18 protein-coding genes are annotated in these 17,085 nt (G+C 71.8%); 8 read left to right on the forward strand and 10 right to left on the reverse strand.

Annotated features, from left to right (window positions below; all coding sequences use genetic code 11):
- The first annotated feature begins 257 nt into the window (after positions 1-257).
- Positions 258-1,082 carry an endo alpha-1,4 polygalactosaminidase gene (locus BIV01_RS07865; RefSeq protein ID WP_071302510.1) on the forward strand — a complete coding sequence of 275 codons (825 nt, stop codon included), beginning with the start codon at positions 258-260 and terminating at the stop codon, positions 1,080-1,082.
- A 133-nt stretch (positions 1,083-1,215) separates the two neighbouring features.
- On the opposite strand, the gene BIV01_RS20340 is transcribed toward BIV01_RS07865, so the two are convergent.
- The 4 genes from BIV01_RS20340 to BIV01_RS07885 all read right to left on the reverse strand — a co-directional run bounded on the left by BIV01_RS20340 (position 1,216) and on the right by BIV01_RS07885 (position 3,468).
- A complete protein-coding gene (locus BIV01_RS20340) occupies positions 1,216-1,575 on the reverse strand; it encodes a GntR family transcriptional regulator (protein ID WP_071302511.1) in 360 nt (119 codons plus the stop codon).
- 10 nt (positions 1,576-1,585) lie between these two features.
- Positions 1,586-2,155, reverse strand: coding sequence for a DUF1684 domain-containing protein (locus tag BIV01_RS07875; RefSeq protein ID WP_071295230.1), 570 nt, complete (start codon positions 2,153-2,155; stop codon positions 1,586-1,588).
- Positions 2,156-2,273: 118 nt separating this feature from the next.
- Positions 2,274-2,765, reverse strand: coding sequence for a hypothetical protein (locus BIV01_RS07880; RefSeq protein ID WP_071302470.1), 492 nt, complete (start codon positions 2,763-2,765; stop codon positions 2,274-2,276).
- A 70-nt stretch (positions 2,766-2,835) separates the two neighbouring features.
- Positions 2,836-3,468, reverse strand: coding sequence for a GNAT family N-acetyltransferase (locus BIV01_RS07885; RefSeq protein ID WP_071295193.1), 633 nt, complete (start codon positions 3,466-3,468; stop codon positions 2,836-2,838).
- Positions 3,469-3,564: 96 nt separating this feature from the next.
- On the opposite strand from BIV01_RS07885, the gene BIV01_RS07890 reads away from it, so the two are divergent.
- Together BIV01_RS07890 and BIV01_RS07895 are read left to right on the forward strand one after the other, a co-directional pair.
- On the forward strand, positions 3,565-4,173 hold the full coding sequence (locus BIV01_RS07890) for a 2-phosphosulfolactate phosphatase (protein WP_175473668.1): 609 nt from the start codon (positions 3,565-3,567) through the stop codon (positions 4,171-4,173).
- Positions 4,174-4,227: 54 nt separating this feature from the next.
- Entirely contained in the window at positions 4,228-4,530 is a 303-nt protein-coding gene (locus BIV01_RS07895) for a DUF427 domain-containing protein (protein WP_070417652.1), read from the forward strand.
- 15 nt (positions 4,531-4,545) lie between these two features.
- Here the strand turns inward: BIV01_RS07895 and BIV01_RS07900 are convergent, their stop codons facing one another.
- The 6 genes from BIV01_RS07900 to BIV01_RS07925 all read right to left on the reverse strand — a co-directional run bounded on the left by BIV01_RS07900 (position 4,546) and on the right by BIV01_RS07925 (position 9,820).
- Entirely contained in the window at positions 4,546-5,796 is a 1,251-nt protein-coding gene (locus BIV01_RS07900; RefSeq protein ID WP_071302472.1) for an Nramp family divalent metal transporter, read from the reverse strand.
- Between the two features lie 105 nt (positions 5,797-5,901).
- Positions 5,902-6,597: a CGNR zinc finger domain-containing protein gene (locus tag BIV01_RS07905; RefSeq protein ID WP_070417654.1), complete on the reverse strand. Its 696-nt coding sequence runs from the start codon at positions 6,595-6,597 to the stop codon at positions 5,902-5,904.
- A gap of 47 nt (positions 6,598-6,644) precedes the next feature.
- Positions 6,645-7,121, reverse strand: a complete 477-nt coding sequence (locus BIV01_RS07910; protein ID WP_139199261.1) for a SprT-like domain-containing protein — start codon at positions 7,119-7,121, stop codon at positions 6,645-6,647.
- Positions 7,118-7,960, reverse strand: coding sequence for a hypothetical protein (locus BIV01_RS07915; RefSeq protein WP_070417655.1), 843 nt, complete (start codon positions 7,958-7,960; stop codon positions 7,118-7,120). The genes BIV01_RS07910 and BIV01_RS07915 overlap by 4 nt, the downstream gene beginning before the upstream one ends.
- Positions 7,961-8,095: 135 nt before the next feature.
- Positions 8,096-8,851: a hypothetical protein gene (locus BIV01_RS07920; protein ID WP_071295195.1), complete on the reverse strand. Its 756-nt coding sequence runs from the start codon at positions 8,849-8,851 to the stop codon at positions 8,096-8,098.
- Between the two features lie 126 nt (positions 8,852-8,977).
- The gene (locus BIV01_RS07925) at positions 8,978-9,820 is read right to left on the reverse strand and encodes a spermidine synthase (protein ID WP_070417657.1); all 843 of its coding nucleotides are present in this window, start codon (positions 9,818-9,820) and stop codon (positions 8,978-8,980) included.
- Positions 9,821-9,953: 133 nt separating this feature from the next.
- Between BIV01_RS07925 and BIV01_RS07930 the strand changes: the two genes are divergently transcribed.
- The 5 genes from BIV01_RS07930 to rpoB all read left to right on the forward strand — a co-directional run bounded on the left by BIV01_RS07930 (position 9,954) and on the right by rpoB (position 17,082).
- Positions 9,954-10,463, forward strand: a complete 510-nt coding sequence (locus tag BIV01_RS07930; protein ID WP_071302473.1) for a hypothetical protein — start codon at positions 9,954-9,956, stop codon at positions 10,461-10,463.
- Positions 10,460-11,671 (forward strand): sensor histidine kinase, encoded by a 1,212-nt coding sequence (locus tag BIV01_RS07935; protein ID WP_071302474.1) that lies wholly within the window; start codon positions 10,460-10,462, stop codon positions 11,669-11,671. Before BIV01_RS07930 ends, BIV01_RS07935 begins: the two co-directional genes overlap by 4 nt.
- Positions 11,668-12,327, forward strand: a complete 660-nt coding sequence (locus BIV01_RS07940) for a response regulator transcription factor (RefSeq protein WP_071302475.1) — start codon at positions 11,668-11,670, stop codon at positions 12,325-12,327. Before BIV01_RS07935 ends, BIV01_RS07940 begins: the two co-directional genes overlap by 4 nt.
- A 348-nt stretch (positions 12,328-12,675) precedes the next feature.
- On the forward strand, positions 12,676-13,203 hold the full coding sequence (locus tag BIV01_RS07945) for a hypothetical protein (RefSeq protein ID WP_071302476.1): 528 nt from the start codon (positions 12,676-12,678) through the stop codon (positions 13,201-13,203).
- Between the two features lie 390 nt (positions 13,204-13,593).
- Positions 13,594-17,082, forward strand: a complete 3,489-nt coding sequence (gene rpoB / locus BIV01_RS07950) for a DNA-directed RNA polymerase subunit beta (RefSeq protein WP_070417662.1) — start codon at positions 13,594-13,596, stop codon at positions 17,080-17,082.
- The last annotated feature ends 3 nt before the right edge of the window (positions 17,083-17,085 follow it).

Consider the following 17,085-nt stretch of genomic DNA (forward strand, 5'->3'; position numbering starts at 1 on the left):
GGAGTGCTCCGGCTGTGGTCGCGCTTGCGAGGCAGCGCGCGGGCGGGATGCGCGCCAACGGGTGTGGCTGGCGCAGTCGCCGCAGCAGAGAAGCCTGGCACCTTCGGGAGGTGCTCGATCATCGGTCCGTGGACCGGGAGTTCGGGGGCGTCCGTACGACGCACGAGGCGATCGGCGCCTCGAGTACGTCCAGCATAGCGTGCCCGGGTCGGATCCCCCAGGCCGAGGTGTCCGTCGGCTCGTGCGAGGATGCACCGGTGCGCACCAGAACCGTCCTGCTGACCGTCGCGACGGCCCTCGTCGCCGTCCTGGGGACGGCGTCCTGCGCCGCCGCGGTGCCCGCCGCGTCGTACCGGAACCTGCCCACCTCGGGTGTGCCCGACTACCAGCTGGGCGGCTCGTACGCGCCGCCGGCAGGTGTCACGATCGTCGAGCGCGACAGCACCGCACGCCCGGCGGCGGGGAAGTACTCGATCTGCTACGTCAACGGCTTCCAGACCCAGCCGGAGGACGCCGCGATGTGGAAGCGGGACCACCCGACGGCGATCCTCCGCGACCGATCGGGCAAGCCGGTGTCCGACCCGGGCTGGCCGGACGAGATGTTGCTCGACACGACGACCGCTGCGAAGCGCGCGACGATCGTGCGGGTCCTGACGAAGTCCGTCGCCCGGTGCGCCGATCGCGGGTTCGCCGCCGTCGAGTTCGACAACCTCGACTCGTGGACGCGCTCGAAGGGGAAGCTGACGCGGTCCGGGAACCTCGCCCTCGCCGCCGCGCTCGTCCGTCTCGGGCACGGCGAGGGGCTCGCGGTCGGGCAGAAGAACACGCCGCAGCTCGGGGCGTCCGGGCGGAAGCAGACCGGCTTCGACTTCGTGGTCGCCGAGGAGTGCTTCGTCTACCAGGAGTGCGGCGAGTACACGAAGGCGTACGGCAAGCGGGTCATCGACGTCGAGTACTCGGACAACAGCGAGCAGCCGTGGCCATCGGTGTGTGCCTCGGCGAAGCGGCCGGCGATGACGATCCTGCGCGACCGGGACCTCGTGACGCCGTCGAGCGACGACTACGTGTTCGAGCGCTGCTGACGCAGCGCGCCGGACGCGGAAGGCCGCGGCACTGTGCGAGGTTCCGCGCGCTGTGGGACGCGCGCGGCATCGCACGCCGCGCGGAACCTCGCACACTGCGGCGCGGCGCGCCCCGGCGCAGCCCGCGCCCGCGTCAGGCGGGCCAGGCGTCCCGCAGGGCGGCAGCGGCCTGGTCGGCGGACAGCCCCGCGGCCCGTGCGGCGGCAGCGAGGGCACGGGCGGCATCGGTCACCGTCGACGGCACCTCGGCCGGTCGGATCACCCGGGTTCCGGCGCCGCGTGCGGTCTGCACGAGCCCGGCTTCTTCCAGCAACTGGTACGCCCGCGCCACCGTCCCGGCGGCGAGCCCGAGCTCGTCCGCGAGTCCGCGGACGCTCGGCAGCCGTTCACCGTCCACGAGGTACCCGGCGCTGATCTGCGCGGCGATCTGGGACCGGACCTGCTCGAACGGCGGGATGCGCCCTCCGGCGTCGATCGCGACGAGACCCGACATGTGCTCCACCCTAGAAGTCGTACTGCTCGCCGACGGGGATCGGGACCGCGACGGTGTTGCCCGGAGGCGCGAGCGGGCACGCCCACGCCGGGTCGTACGCGCACGACGGGTTGTAGGCGAAGTTGAAGTCGAGGACGAGCTCGCCGTCGTCGCCCCCGAGGTCCGCGCCCTTGATCGTGTCGACGAGGTAGCGTCCGCCGCCGTAGGTCCCGCGGGCCTTGCCGGCGCTCGAGTCCTTGACCGGGATGAACACGCCGCCCGCGTAGCCGCCGTGCGACCACACGTCGAGCGAACCGATGCCGGCCAGGGTCACGACACCGAGCCGGTCGAAGTGCACGATGCCGTCGGTGCCCGTCTCGACGTCCATCGCCAGGGGCTCCGCCGGCTCGATCCGGGCACGGAAGCGCCACGACGGGTCGTAGTCCGGGACGGGCAGGGACTCGAAGTCGCGGGCGTCCTCGTCGAGGAGCGGGCTGGCCGGGTGCTCGCCGAACATCGCGTCACGGGTCTCGCGCCACAGCGCGTGGGCGGTCTCCGGGTCGTTCGTCGCCCGCACCCGTCGGTACAGGTCGAAGGTCATCCGCCGCCAGTCCACGGTGGCGAGCGTGCTGTGCACGCGGTCGTCGGTTGCCGGCTCATGCGTCTGGCTCACGGTACGAGCGTACGCCCTGCCTGGAGGAACGGCGCGGGTCCGGCGGTCAGGCCGCGGCTCGTCGGGCGCGCCGCCAACCGGGCGCGAGGGCGCGCATCCGCAGCGCGCGCCACTGCCAGATCAGCCACATCCCCGGCCAGAGCAGGACTCCGAGCACCGCGGGCCGCATCCGGTACGAGAGCCGGTCGACGAGGAGCGTCCGACCGTCCCCGAGGTCGACGGTCGCCATCCGGTGCTGCATCGACATCCGTCCGAACAGCCCGCTCGTGCCACCGCCGTTGTCGCGTTGCACGGGCACACCGCGCACCTCGTACAGGTCGAGGTCGACGTGCGTGTCGCCGCTCGGGACCACGCCGAAGGCGCTCGCGGTGATCGGGTGCGGCTCGCCGGGGACCCAGCGCACCGGGAACCCCTGCGGGTCGCGCGACCGGTAGACCAGGAACGGCTTCGTCACGGCGACCATCACCGCCGGGGACAGCAGGGCGTCACGCACGGCCTCGACCGGTGCGTCGAGGGTGATCCGGATGCCCACGTGCATGCCGCGAACGCTACTCGTGCGCGGTGGACGACCGGCGGGCCCGGCGGCAGGCGTGCCGGACGGAACCGGGTCAGGCGTGTCGAGCGGATCGGCGTCGAGCACCCTCGGCGCGGTCGTGCCGACGGAGCCGTTCGGCGAGGGACAACCGCACGGTCGGCCACTCCGACGCGATCACGGAGAACACCACGGTGTCCCGCAGCGTGCCGTCACGGCCGATCGAGTGGTTCCGGAGCACGCCGTCCTGCTTCGCACCGAGTGCCGCGATGGCCGTGCGGGACTGGAGGTTGTGCCAGTGGGTCCGGAACTCGACCGCGATGCACTGCCAGACGTCGAACGCGTGCGAGAGCATGAGCAGCTTCGCCTCGGTGTTGATGCCCGTGCGCTGCGTCGACCGCGACAGGAACGTCGCACCGATCTCGACCCGGCGGTTGCCCGTGTCGGGGTTGAGGAACGTCGTCGACCCCACGACCCGGCCGGTCGGGCGGTCGCGCACCGCGAACGGCACCATCCGTCCCGCTGCCTGCTCGGCGAGCCGCCGGTCGATCTCGTCGTCGACCTGTGCCGGAGCGGGGATCGAGGTGTACCAGGTGCGCCACAGATCGCCGTCCGCGACCGCCGCCCGCAGGTCGTCCGCATGCTCGGAGCCGAGGGGCTCGAGCGTCACGCGGTCGCCGGTCAGGGTGGGTGCGGGGGCGATCTCCATGGCAACAGATCCTACGGTCGCCGACCCTGACGAACCCCGGACGGCGGAGCACCTGTGGAAAGGATCAGGGACCCGCCGACGGCTATCGTGTCGCAGGTGGCAGCACGCACGCAGGAGAAGTACCAGGTCCGCTTCGCATGGGGGACCGGCGGCGCCGCGCGGATCGCCCCGGGGACGCACCTGGTCGTCTGGGTCGACGTCCTCCCGGCGTCCGCGGCGCACGACGGACCCGCCCGACGACGGGCGCTCCGCGCGGTCGCCGCGCAGGTGCCGGACGGTCCGGAGGTCGTGCTCGGCCACCTCGGCAACGCGACGGCGGTCGCGGAACGCGTGACGCGCCTCCAGGCCGAACGCGGTGACCGCTGCGTCGTCGCGATCGTCGCCGCCGGACGCCACCACGCACCCGGTGACGACGCCGCGGAAGCGGCGGGCGAGGCCGCGGACGTGCCGGACGCACCGGACTTCGCGGTCGAGGACCTGCTCGCGGCCGGCGCCGTGGTCGACGCGCTCGCCGAGGTCGGGATCGACCACACCTCGCCCGAGGCGGCGGCCGCCTGTGCGGCGTACACGGGACTACGGCGGGCGGTGAAGCACCTGGTCAGCGCGTCCGAGGCGGCCGCGGCGCTCGAGCCCGCCGAAGTGCACGCGGCGCTCGCGGTGGACGGCCAGCTGGAGACCCTGCGGGAATCGAGTTCGCGCGCGTAGCGTTCGACCTCCACATCCGGTACCCCGCCGGACCGCAGAGCGAAGGAGCGTGCCGTGAAGGCAGTCGTCGGAGACACCGTGATCGCCGAGGCCCCGCAGGAGGACCTCATCCAGATCGAGGGCAACTGGTACTTCCCGCCGTCGAGCGTGAAGAGCGAGCTGTTCACCGAGAGCCCCACCCAGTACCACTGCCCGTGGAAGGGCGACACGCAGTACTACACGGTGAACGTCGACGGGCAGGCGCTGCAGGACAACGCCTGGTCGTACCCGACGCCCATCCCGTCGTCGTTCGACCGTGTCGGCAAGGACTACTCGGGATACGTGGCGTTCTGGAAGGGCGTCCGCGTCGTCGACTAACCGGCGCCGACCCGCTCAACCGGCCAGCGTCAGCACGATGAGCGCCACGTTGAGCGCGACGATCACCAACGCGATGACCCCCGCGACGACGCGGGTGGTCATCGCGTTGACGTCTGCACCCATCACGCTTCGACGGGACGTGTAGACGACCAGCGGCACGATCGCGAAGGCGATCCCGAAGCTCAGCACGACTTGGCTCACCACGAGCAGCATCGTCGCGTCGGCGTTCACGGCGAGCAGGACGATGGCCGGCACGAGCGTGACCAGCCGTCGGGCCAGCAGCGGGATCCGCACGTGCAGCAGTCCCTTCATGATCTCGGCACCGGCCATGCAGCCCACCGAGGTCGAGGCGAGCCCCGACGCCAGCAGCCCCACCGCGAACAGCACGCCCACGACCGGGCCGACGTGCTCGGCGATCGCCCGCTGCGCTCCGGGGATCGAGTCCGTGTCGGCGACCCCGGGCAGCGTCGCCGCCGCGAGGACGAGCATGCAGATGTTCACCCCGCCGGCCACCAGGAGCGCCAGTCCGACGTCCCAGCGCGTCGCGACGAGCACCCGACGACGCTCCGGGCCTGCCGGGACGTCGCCGTGCCGGTCACGCGCCAGGGCGGAGTGCAGGTAGACCGCGTGCGGCATCACCGTCGCGCCGAGCATCGAGGCGGCGAGCATCACCGACTCGGACCCCTCGAACCGCGGGACGAGCCCGGAGACGAGCTCGCCCGGTGACACCTGCGCGAACAGCAGCCCGGCGCAGAACCCCACCGTGAGGATCGCGAGCATCGCCGTCACCACGGCCTCGAACGTCCGGGTGCCGCGGTGGCTCTGCAGGGTGAGGATCGCCATCGAGACCACGCCGGTGATCACCCCGCCGGCGACCAGCGGCAGCCCGAACAGCAGGTGCAGCGCGAGTGCGCCGCCGATGACCTCGGCGATGTCGGTCGCGGCGGCCACGACCTCGGCCTGCGCCCAGAACAGCAGCCGGGGCGTGCGCTTCATCCGCAGGCCGAGGTGCTCCGGCAGGGACTTGCCGGTGACGACGCCGAGCTTGGCGGAGAGGTACTGCACGACGACCGCGCTGGCGTTCGCGGCGACGAGGACCCAGAGCAGCAGGTAGCCGTACTTCGCGCCCGCGGTGAGGTTCGCGGCGACGTTGCCGGGGTCGACGTAGGCGATGGCCGCCACGAACGCGGGGCCGAGCAGGGTCAGGCCGGCCGCGCGCTTCCGGGGCGTGGTCGTCTCGGCGGGACGGGCAGCGGTGTCGATCATGCAGACAGCATGCCAGAGGATTCGGCGCGCCGAATCCTTGTTTTCGTGACGCACGCGAATCGGCCCGGGCCGGAGCCACGAGCAGGCCAGGAGGCGCGGGTCGGCTCAGACCGCAGCGCGTCGGGCCCGGTGCGCCCGCACCTTCGCCCGGTTGCCGCACCGCTGCATCGAGCACCACCGGCGTGTGCCCCCGCGCGACGAGTCGTAGAAGACGAGGCCGCAGTCGTCTGCCGAACAGCGGCTCAACCGCGTCGGCTGTCCGTCCGCGGCGACGTCGTCGAAGCCGACCTCGGTGAACAGGGCCACGGCGTCCCGTGCGACGCTCGACAGCGCCTGGGCGAGCCGCACCCGGTTCGCGCCCGCACGACGACGGCCACCGGGGAGGCTCGGCGGCACGTCCGGCAGCGCGGCGAACAGGTTGACCGTGTCGATGTCGTCCGGTGCCGGACGCGTGCGACCCGTCCCGGCGCGGAGGCCGGCAGCCACCGCGGTTCGTTCCGCCGCGGTCGAGGCCGGGCCCGGAGCCGCGGCGACGGCCAGCCGGGCGATCGCTGCGCGGAGGGCACGGGCGTCCTGCAGCTCGCGAGCGGTCGCGCCGACGTCGATCGGCTCGGTGTGGTCGCTCAGCCACTCGTCGAGGTCGGCCGGTGTCGCGAGCAGTTCGCCGAGCTGCGCCCGCGGACGTCGACCGTCCGGGTCGTCGGCGAACCCGCCGGTGTGCGCGAAGTCGAGGGCGATCCGTCCGGCGTCGAAGAACCACGTGGAACCGGTGTCCGTGCGGATGTGCTGCCCCGTGTGCATCCGCCCAGGCTAACGGGTTACCGGCGCGCCTCCGCATGCGATCGGCATCATGCGGTAGCTCGGCTGGCCTCCGCCGCTCGGCGCTCCCACGCGATGACGTTCCGGGCGTCGAACCGGCGGGAGCACTTCGCGCACGCCAGCGGTCGGGTCGGGGTGCGGTAGCGGAAGTGCTCGTGCCCGGCCGGACACGTGCCGATCCACGGTGCGAGTTCGCTCGCCACGGGGCCGTCGTACAGGCGCGAGCCCGTGTAGCCGAGTGCCTTCGCCGTCCGGCGCCACGTGGGTCCGTGGCCGGCGCGGGCCCCGGCCACCGCATGCGCGATCTCGTGCAGGAGCACCTGGTCGACGTCGTCCTCGGAGAACCGCACGGCGAGGTGGCGGCTCACCGTGATGCGCTTGCGGGCGAAGTCGCACTGGCCCGCCCGGGTCTTCGCGTGGTCGAACCCGAACGACCAGCTGCCCGCCCCGAGGTGTGCCGTCATCAGGTGTTCGGCGCGGGCCCGGACGGCCTCGAGCGTCGTCACCGTTCGTCGTCGCCGGGTTCGTCGCGTCCGGCCTGGCCCTTCTGCGCGGCACGTGCGGCGATGCGGCCCCAGAGTTCGTCCGCCTCGGTCCGGGCGGCGTCCGGCGCACCGAGGACCCGGCGGCGCACCGTCGGGGTCTGCTGCACGGGCTCCGGAGCGCGGGGTGCAGCCGGTTCGTCCTCGTCCGCGCGGCGTGCGGCGACGTCGCGGGCGGTGCGCGGCTTGTCCTCGGCCGGGGGCTGCGCGACCGAGGCCCGGAGCGCTGCCTCGACCGCCGTGCGGAGCGCCTCGGTGCGCTCCGACGGTGCACCGGCCTGGCGGAACGCCTGGTACGCCCGGGACAGCGCGGCACGGGCCTCGTCGAAGCGGGAGAGCTCGAACAGCGACCAGCCCTCGAGCTCGGCCGCTGCGCCCTCGAGCTCCGGCCACTCCTCGGTCCGGGCGGTGTCCCGTGCCAGGGCCGACTCGGTCGCGGCACGCTCGTACCGCCCGAGGTCGTGCAGGACGTGCGCGCGACGGATCCGTGCGGAGACCTTGTCCGAGCGCTCCCCCGTGAACATCGTCAGGCGGAAGACCTCCTCGGCGATGACGAGCGACTCGTCGAGCCGACCGAGCAGGCGGAGGAGCTCGGCACGCTCCGCGAGCGCGTCGGTGCTGCGGCTCTGCCCGAGGTCGCGCAGCCGCTGCTGGACGGCGTCGGCGTCGACCGCGGGGCGCAGGCTGATCGGAGCGAAGGTGCTGCCGGGGCTCACGCCGGCCGTCACGGGCGCCGCATGACGCGGTTCCCGGGCGCGGTCGGTGCGGTCGGGCTGCTGGCGGTCGTCGGGCGGGAGGGACATCGGTTCGAGGGTAACCGCGCCGCCCCGAGAGCGAGCGGTGCCACGCGCACGGGGGTCACGCTCGTGTCGCCCGCGGGGACGAGGACGGCCCGCCGTGCGGGTGCACGACGGGCCGTCCGGGACGATCTGGTCGGGTCAGGACATCCCGCTGGCCGACACGGCCGAGATGAGGATGGCCACCACGAACGCGATCGCTGCGACGACCGCGAGGATGATCGCGAAGACACCCCAGCCGCGTCCGCGCTTCGTGACCGCGGCGACGATGCCCTGCACGATCGCCCACAGGCCGAGCGCCGAGCCGAGGTAGAACAGCAGCGACCCGGTGACGGCGCTCGACGACGTCGTGAGCGCCATGATGTCGGAGTCGCTCGGGGTCGCCCCGCCGTTCTGCACGGACTCGCGGAACGCCTCGGAGCCGCCGAAGACGCCGCCGAACAGCGCGCCGCCGATGATGCCGACCACGAGCGCGGCGACGGCCACGACGAACGCGATGACGCCGACGGTCTTCTTCTTGGCCTTCGGCTCCTCGTAGCCCTGCCACGAGGGGGCACCGGCGCTCGCCGGAGCCGCTGCGTAGGGCTGCTGGCCGTACTGGGGCTGCCCGTGCTGCGGCTGCCCGTACTGGCCCTGCTGCTCGGCGTACTGCGTCGACCCGTACTGCGGGGTCTCGCCCTGCGGAGCCTGGTGCTGCTGGGCCTGTTCGCCCCAGCGCGGCGCGTCGGCCTGCGGGGCCGGCTCACCGTACTGCGGCGTGGAGGCGGGAGCGGGGTCGACCCGCTCGCCGTAGCGCGGCTCGTCGGCCGAGGGAGCGGGCTGCTGCGGCGCTCCGCCCCAGCTCGGCGCCTGGCCGTCGCCCGTCCGGTCCTCGTTGCTCCGGTCGTCGTTCGTCATCAGGGATCCCCTTGCTCGGTCGCGCACCTGCGCGGTCGTTCAGACCCATCCTGGCAGGCGGACCCTCCGCGTGCGCGGCATCCGCCCGATCGCACGGCGACCGTCGGCCCGGCCCGCGGTCGCGCGTCAGCCGCCGAAGACGCTCCGGTTCGGCTCCGGCGACGCCACCGCGGTCTGGTCCGTGACGATCGGCGCCCCGGCGATGAACGCCCGCAGCTCCGCCCCGTGCACGACCTTCGCCGGCATCGGGTCGGAGGAGTACCGACGAGGCATCTCCGCCACGGGCAGGTCCGTCGGCGACCCGAGCAGCACGATGTTCCCGAACCGCCGGCCCTTGAGCATCCCGGTGTCCGCGACGGCCGCCACCGACGGCAGCACCGCCTGCAGCGTCGACGCCTGCCCCCGGGCGAACGCGAGCCCGGCCCCGTCCGCCACGTTCACGGCCACGATGCCGGTGGGCGACAGGAACTCCGCGACCTCGCGGTAGAACTCGATGCTCGTCACGTGCGCGGGGATCTGCGAGCCGCCGAAGACGTCCACCACGGCCAGGTCCACCGTGCCGCGCAGTCCGGCGGGGAGCTTGCCGAGGACCTCGCGGGCGTCGCCGTACCGCACCCGGATCGAGGCCCCGCGGGGGAAGGGCAGCGCGTCCCGCACGTGGTCGACGAGGTCCCGCTCCAGTTCGATGACCTGCTGCCGGGAGCCCGGCCGCGTGACCGCGACGTACCGGGGGAGCGTCAGGGCCCCGGCGCCGAGGTGCAGCGCCGTGACCGGGCCGTCCGGGAGCAGGTCGATGGCGTGCCCGATCCGCCGGATGTACTCGAACGCCAGGTGCGTCGGGTCCTCGAGGTCGACGTGCGACTGCGGCGTGCCGTCCACCACGAGCGTGAACGACCCCGGGCGGTGCCGGTCCGGCTCGACCACCGCGTACCCCGCACCGATCCGGAACCCGTCGAACGCATCAGCCATGGCACCAATCGAACACCACCACGATCACCACCCGCGTCCCCACCCCTGGTTGGTGTGCCCGCCGACGCCGTCGAACGAGGCTGGTACCACCGGCCGGGAGACGCCCGCCGGACCTCCTCGGAAGGCGGACACCATGTCGGTCCAGCTCCTCGTGAACATCCTCGTCGGCATCGCCCTGGTCGCGTTCCTCGGGTACCGCCAGGCGACCTGGCAGTACCTCGACCCGGCGCGCATCTGGCGCACGCCGCTCATCATGGCGATCGTCGGCGTGGTCGTCCTCGCCCAGACGAAGGCGACGATCACGACCACCGACGTCGTGTTCCTCGGGATCGAGGCGCTCATCACGATCGGGGTCGGCCTGACCATGGGCAGCATCACCCGCTTCCGCACGGTCGGCACCCCGGACGCCAAGGGCCGCACGATTCAGTCCCGCACGGGTGCGCTCGGCGCGGTGCTGTGGATCGTCCTCATCGCCGTCCGCGTCGGCCTCGACGTGCTCGGCGGCCACCTCGGCGCGCACCTGCTCACGTCGACCGGCACGATCCTGCTCGTCCTCGCACTGAACCGCGCCGCACGCGCCGTCGTCATCGACGGCCGCATCCCCCGCGGCGACCGCCAGCCGCGCGGCATGATGGTCCGGTGACCCTGCTGACCGGCCAGGACGAGACCGACCTCCCCGGAGGCCGGTCCCGTTCGGGCGCCGCCTGGGGGCTCAACGCCCTCGGCATCGCGATCGTCGCGTTCTGGTTCGTGAAGAACGGCATCGCCCTGCAGCACCCCGCGTGGGTGTGGGTGCTCGGCGCGGTGGCGCTCGCCGCGTGGGCGCTCCGCGAGTTCGGTCGCACACCCCGGCTCCTCGTCGTCGCCGGGGTCCTGATGATCGCCGCGGGCACCCTGACGGTGGTGCCGACGGACTCGCTCATGATCGTCCCCGTGATCGTCGGGATCGTCCTGCTCGGCGCGAACCTCCGCGTCCCGGTCTGGGCGGCATCCGTCGCCGCACTCGCCGCGATCGTGGTCGTCGCGGTGTCCGCCTCGATCGAGCACGCCTCGGTCCAGTTCGTCCTCGGGACGAGCGGCGGCATGCTCCTGGGCGTCCTCATCGGCTTCAGCCGGCGGCAGTTCCGCATCGCGGCGGAACGGGCGCGCGAGGCCGAGCGGGACCAGCAGCGCGCAGAACTCCTCGCGGACCGGTCCCGCGCCGCCCGGGACATCCACGACGTGCTCGCGCACTCCCTCGGCGGCCTGGTGCTCCAGCTCGACGCGGTCGAGGCCCTGCTCGAGGCCGGCCGGGTCGACGACGCCACGAAGCGCGCCGCCGAGGCCCGCGCGCTCGCCGCGGACGGCCTGGCCGAGGCGCGACGTGCGGTGCACGCCCTGCGGGACGACGCCGAGACCGAGACCGACGCCGAGGCGGACGCGGGCCGGTCCGCGGTCCCGCACCGTGCCTCCCGTCCGACCACCGACCGCGCGACGGGCCTGGCGGCCCTCGTCGACGCGCACCGGTCGTTCGGCGGCGAGATCGTGACGCAGGGCGACACGGCGCTCACCGACCTCGATGCGGCCCACCGCGCCGCCGTGGTCCAGGTGGTCCGGGAGGCGCTCAGCAACGCCCGCAGGCACGCCCCCGGCCGTCCCGTGTCCCTGTCCGTCATCCGGGACGGCGACGCCGTGGACGTCGTGGTCGCGAACCCGCTGTCCGGCGGCGGCCACGGTCTGCTCGGGATGCGCGAACGCTTCGCGGAACTCGGCAGCGGCGCCGCGGTCGAGGCGGACCGGTCGGACGACGAGTTCGTCGTGGCGATGCACCTGCCGGTCGACGAGCTGGCCGCCGAGGGGGACCGTCCGTGACCATCCGCGTCCTCGTCGTCGACGACCAGGCCATCGTGCGCGACGGGCTGGTGACGGTGCTCTCCCTCGTGGACGACCTCGAGGTCGTCGGTGAGGCGTCGGACGGCGCCGAGGCGGTCGCCGCGGTCGAGCGGGAGTCCCCGGACGTCGTGCTCATGGACCTCCGGATGCCCGGCGTCGACGGCCCGACGGCGACGGCACGCATCACCGAGGGGCACCCCGGGGTCGCCGTGCTCGTCCTCACCACGTTCGCCGACGACGAGTCGATCCTGACCGCGCTGCGGGCCGGCGCGCGCGGGTACCTCACCAAGGACGCCGGTCGCGGCGAGATCGCGACGGCGATCCGTGCGGTGGCGTCCGGGCAGTCGACGTTCGACGCCACCGTGGGCGCCCGGCTCGTCGCCCAGCTGGCCGGCGGCACCGTGCCCGCGTCCGTCGCGACGCCGGACCCGATCGAGTCGCTCCGTGCGCGCTTCCCGACGCTCACCCCGCGCGAGGCGGACGTGCTCGGGCGCATCGCCGAGGGTCGGTCGAACCCGCAGATCGCCGCCGAGCTCTTCCTCACCGTGCCCACCGTGAAGTCCTACGTGAACCAGGTGTTCACGAAGCTCGGCGTCCGCACCCGCGCGGAGGCCGTCGCCCTCGTCCTGCGCTGACCCCGGTCCGCGGTCCCGACCGGCCGGTCCACCCGGCGCAGGTGAATGCGTGCACATGCACCACCAGCGGACGCCAAGGGTCGTCACCTACCGTTCACTGGGTCGTCACCTCGGTGCGTCGATCCGCGCAGTGCCCCACACCTCGCGCGCTTCCGCACCCCGCTCGTGACCGCGGCGCGACCGTCCGGCACCCCCACTGCCCCTCGTGTGCGCGCCGTCGGCGTGCGCCGGGCTCCCCGCTCTCCTGCGCGCCGCCCGTGGTCCGCCCGCCGTGACCATTGAACACATTGCGTGCGCTATGTAAAATATGAGCACGAACGGACCCGATCCCACGAGGAGTCGACCCGCATGACCGACACCATGAGCGTGCCCACGTACCGCCGCGCCACCGCGAGCCGTCCCGCGGTCGCCACCCGCGCCTCCCGTCCGTCCACCCACACCGAGCGCGAGCACGCGCCGACCTGGATGCGTGCGGTGGGTGCGGTCCTGCTGGTGGGCGGGCTCGGGCTGACCGCGGCGGTGCTCGGATGGCCGGGCGACGCTCCGGAGACGGCGCTGCTGGTGCCGGCGCTCGTCGGCGTCGCGGTCGGGTTCCTGCTCCTCGTCGCCCGCTCGGGGTGGACGGTGACGGACACCCACGTCGTCCTGCACTTCCGGCCGCTGCCCGCGCGACGGATCGCCCGCGACCGGATCACCGACGTGCGACTCGTCGAGGCGGACGCGTCGACGTACGGCGGCATCGGGCTCCGGATCGGACGCGGTGTCCGCGCGCTCATCCTCACGCCGGGGCTCGGGATCGAGTTCACCGACGACCGCGGGCGTGTCACGTTCGTGCGGACGCGGCAGCCCGAGGCGGCGTTCCGCGCCCTGCGCTGACGGGCGTTGCGCGTCCTGCGCTGGCGGGCGTGGCCGGGCTGCGGAGCAGGGAATACCCACGCTGTCCACCGGCTTATACACGGCACTGCCGAATTCGGTCAAGCCAGGACTGGACATCCGCGACGAGCCCGACCTATGATGGCAGTTCGCGCTCCCTGGCATCCGTGTCGTCATATTGCGGTCGACGCAGCGTTCTTCCAGAACGTGCCCTGGTGGTGCCGGTCCCGTATATGTCGGCGGGTCCCGTCCACCCAGATCATCGCACACGTGCACAGCTCACCGGCCGTCGCGTGATCGCGTGTCTTCGAGGGGTGCGCTGAAGCGTCAATCCACTCACCTACGTGCTGCTCGTCAGTACCGGCCCGACGGGGCCTACCGGAGGTCAAACCCTTGGCTGCTGCGCCCAACGCATCCACCAACCCCAAGAACGGTCGCAACCACTCGCGACTCTCGTTCGCCAAGATCACGGACACCCTCACGGTTCCTGATCTGCTCGCACTCCAGACGGAGAGCTTCGACTGGCTCGTCGGCAACGACGTCTGGAAGGCCCGCCTCGCCGAAGGCCAGGAGCAGGGTCGCACCGACCTCGCACTGCACTCCGGGCTCGAGGAGATCTTCGAGGAGATCTCTCCGATCGAGGACCTCGGCGAGACCATGCAGCTCGGCTTCACGTCGCCCGAGCTCGAGGACCCGAAGTACTCGATCGACGAGTGCAAGGAGCGTGGCAAGACCTACGCTGCCCCGCTCTACGTCAACGCCGAGTTCATGAACCACATGACCGGTGAGATCAAGACGCAGACCGTCTTCATGGGCGACTTCCCGCTCATGACCGAGCGCGGCACGTTCATCATCAACGGCACCGAGCGTGTCGTGGTCTCGCAGCTCGTCCGCTCGCCGGGCGTGTACTTCGAGCGTCAGCAGGAGAAGACCTCCGACAAGGACATCTACTCCGCCCGCGTGATCCCGTCGCGTGGTGCCTGGCTTGAGTTCGAGATCGACAAGCGCGACCAGGTGGGCGTGCGCATCGACCGCAAGCGCAAGCAGTCGGTCACCGTGTTCCTCAAGGCGCTCGGCATGACGAGCGAAGAGATCATGGACGAGTTCCAGGGCTTCGCCTCGATCGAGTCGACCCTCGAGAAGGACGCCATCCTCACCAAGGAAGAGGCGCTCAAGGACATCTACCGCAAGCTGCGTCCGGGCGAGCAGGTCGCCGCCGAGGCCGCGCGTGCGCTCCTCGACAACTTCTACTTCAACCCGAAGCGCTACGACCTCGCGAAGGTCGGCCGCTACAAGGTCAACCGCAAGCTCGGCATCGACGCGCCGCTCAGCGACTCGGTCCTGACCGTGCAGGACATCGTCCGCACGATCAAGTACCTGGTCTCGCTGCACGCCGAGAAGACCACGCTCGACGGTGTCCGTGACGGCGAGCCGGTGCAGCTGCGCCTCGACGTGGACGACATCGACCACTTCGGCAACCGTCGCATCCGCGCCGTCGGCGAGCTCATCCAGAACCAGGTCCGCACCGGTCTGTCCCGCATGGAGCGCGTCGTCCGCGAGCGCATGACCACGCAGGACATCGAAGCGATCACGCCGCAGACCCTGATCAACGTGCGCCCCGTCGTCGCCGCGATCAAGGAGTTCTTCGGGACGTCCCAGCTGTCGCAGTTCATGGACCAGAACAACCCGCTCGCGGGCCTGACGCACAAGCGTCGCCTCTCGGCCCTCGGCCCGGGTGGTCTGTCCCGTGAGCGTGCCGGCGTCGAGGTCCGTGACGTCCACCCGTCGCACTACGGCCGCATGTGCCCGATCGAGACCCCGGAAGGCCCGAACATCGGCCTGATCGGCTCGCTCGCGTCGTTCGGTCGGATCAACTCCTTCGGCTTCATCGAGACGCCGTACCGCCGCGTCGTGAACGGTCAGGTCACCACGACCATCGACTACCTCACGGCCTCGGAAGAGGACGACTTCGTCGTCGCGCAGGCGAACGCCCCGCTCACCGACTCCTTCCACTTCCAGGACGACAAGGTGCTCGTCCGGAAGAAGGGCGGCGAGGTCGAGCTCGTCGGCAAGGACGAGGTCGACTACATGGACGTCTCCCCGCGCCAGATGGTGTCGGTCGCGACGTCGCTCATCCCGTTCCTCGAGCACGACGACGCGAACCGCGCCCTCATGGGTGCGAACATGCAGCGTCAGGCAGTCCCGCTGCTCCGCTCCGAGTCGCCGCTCGTCGGCACCGGCATGGAGGGCTACACCGCCATCGACGCCGGCGACGTCGTCACCGCCGACAAGGCCGGTGTCGTCTCCGAGGTCTCGGCCGACGCCGTGACCCTGCAGCTCGACGAGGGCGGCACGCAGACCTACTACCTGCGCAAGTTCGACCGCTCGAACCAGGGCACGAGCTACAACCACCGCGTGGTCGTCTCGGCCGGTGAGCGTGTGGAGCAGGGCGAGGTCATCGCCGACGGTCCCGCGACGGAGAACGGCGAGCTCGCGCTCGGCAAGAACCTCCTCGTCGCGTTCATGCCGTGGGAGGGCTACAACTACGAGGACGCGATGATCCTGTCGCAGAACCTCGTGAAGGACGACACGCTCTCCTCGATCCACATCGAGGAGTACGAGGTCGACGCCCGCGACACGAAGCTCGGCAAGGAAGAGATCACCCGCGACCTCCCGAACGTCAGCCCGGACCTCCTGGCCGACCTCGACGAGCGCGGCATCATCCGCATCGGTGCCGAGGTCCGCCCCGGCGACATCCTGGTCGGCAAGGTCACGCCGAAGGGCGAGACCGAGCTCAGCGCCGAAGAGCGCCTCCTCCGCGCCATCTTCAACGAGAAGTCGCGCGAAGTCCGCGACACCTCGCTCAAGGTGCCCCACGGTGAAGAGGGCACGATCATCGGCGTCAAGGTGTTCGACTCGCAGGACGGTGACGACGAGCTCGGCTCGGGCGTCAACCAGCGCGTGGTCGTGTACATCGCCCAGAAGCGCAAGATCACCGCGGGTGACAAGCTCGCCGGTCGTCACGGCAACAAGGGCGTCATCTCGACCATCCTCCCGGTCGAGGACATGCCGTTCCTCGCCGACGGCACCCCCGTCGACATCGTGCTCAACCCGCTCGGCGTCCCCGGCCGCATGAACTTCGGCCAGGTCCTCGAGATCCACCTCGGGTGGCTCGCGAAGCAGGGCTGGAACGTCGAGGGCATCCAGGAGTGGGCTTCTGCCCTCCCCGAGGCAGCCCGCAGCGCGGAGCCCGGCACGAAGGTCGCCACCCCGGTGTTCGACGGTGCCTACGAGCGCGAGATCGAGGGGCTCCTCGACTCGACCCTCCCGAACCGCGACGGCGAGCGCCTGATCGGTTCGTCCGGCAAGGCGCAGCTCTTCGACGGCCGCTCCGGCGAGCCGTTCCCGGAGCCCGTGTCGGTCGGCTACATGTACATCCTCAAGCTGCACCACCTGGTCGACGACAAGATCCACGCCCGTTCGACCGGTCCGTACTCGATGATCACGCAGCAGCCGCTGGGTGGTAAGGCGCAGTTCGGTGGACAGCGCTTCGGCGAGATGGAGGTGTGGGCGCTCGAGGCGTACGGCGCCGCCTACGCCCTCCAGGAGCTCCTGACGATCAAGTCCGACGACATCCTCGGCCGCGTGAAGGTCTACGAGGCGATCGTCAAGGGCGAGAACATCCAGGAGCCGGGTATCCCGGAGTCGTTCAAGGTCCTCATGAAGGAGATGCAGTCGCTCTGCCTGAACGTCGAGGTCCTCTCGGCCGACGGCCAGGCGGTCAGCCTCCGCGACACGGACGACGAGGTCTTCCGTGCCGCTGAAGAGCTCGGCATCAACATCTCCTCGCGGTTCGAGTCGTCGTCCGTCGACGACATCTGATCC

It is taken from the genome of Curtobacterium sp. MCBA15_013, assembly GCF_001865095.1.
Lineage (GTDB): Bacteria > Actinomycetota > Actinomycetes > Actinomycetales > Microbacteriaceae > Curtobacterium.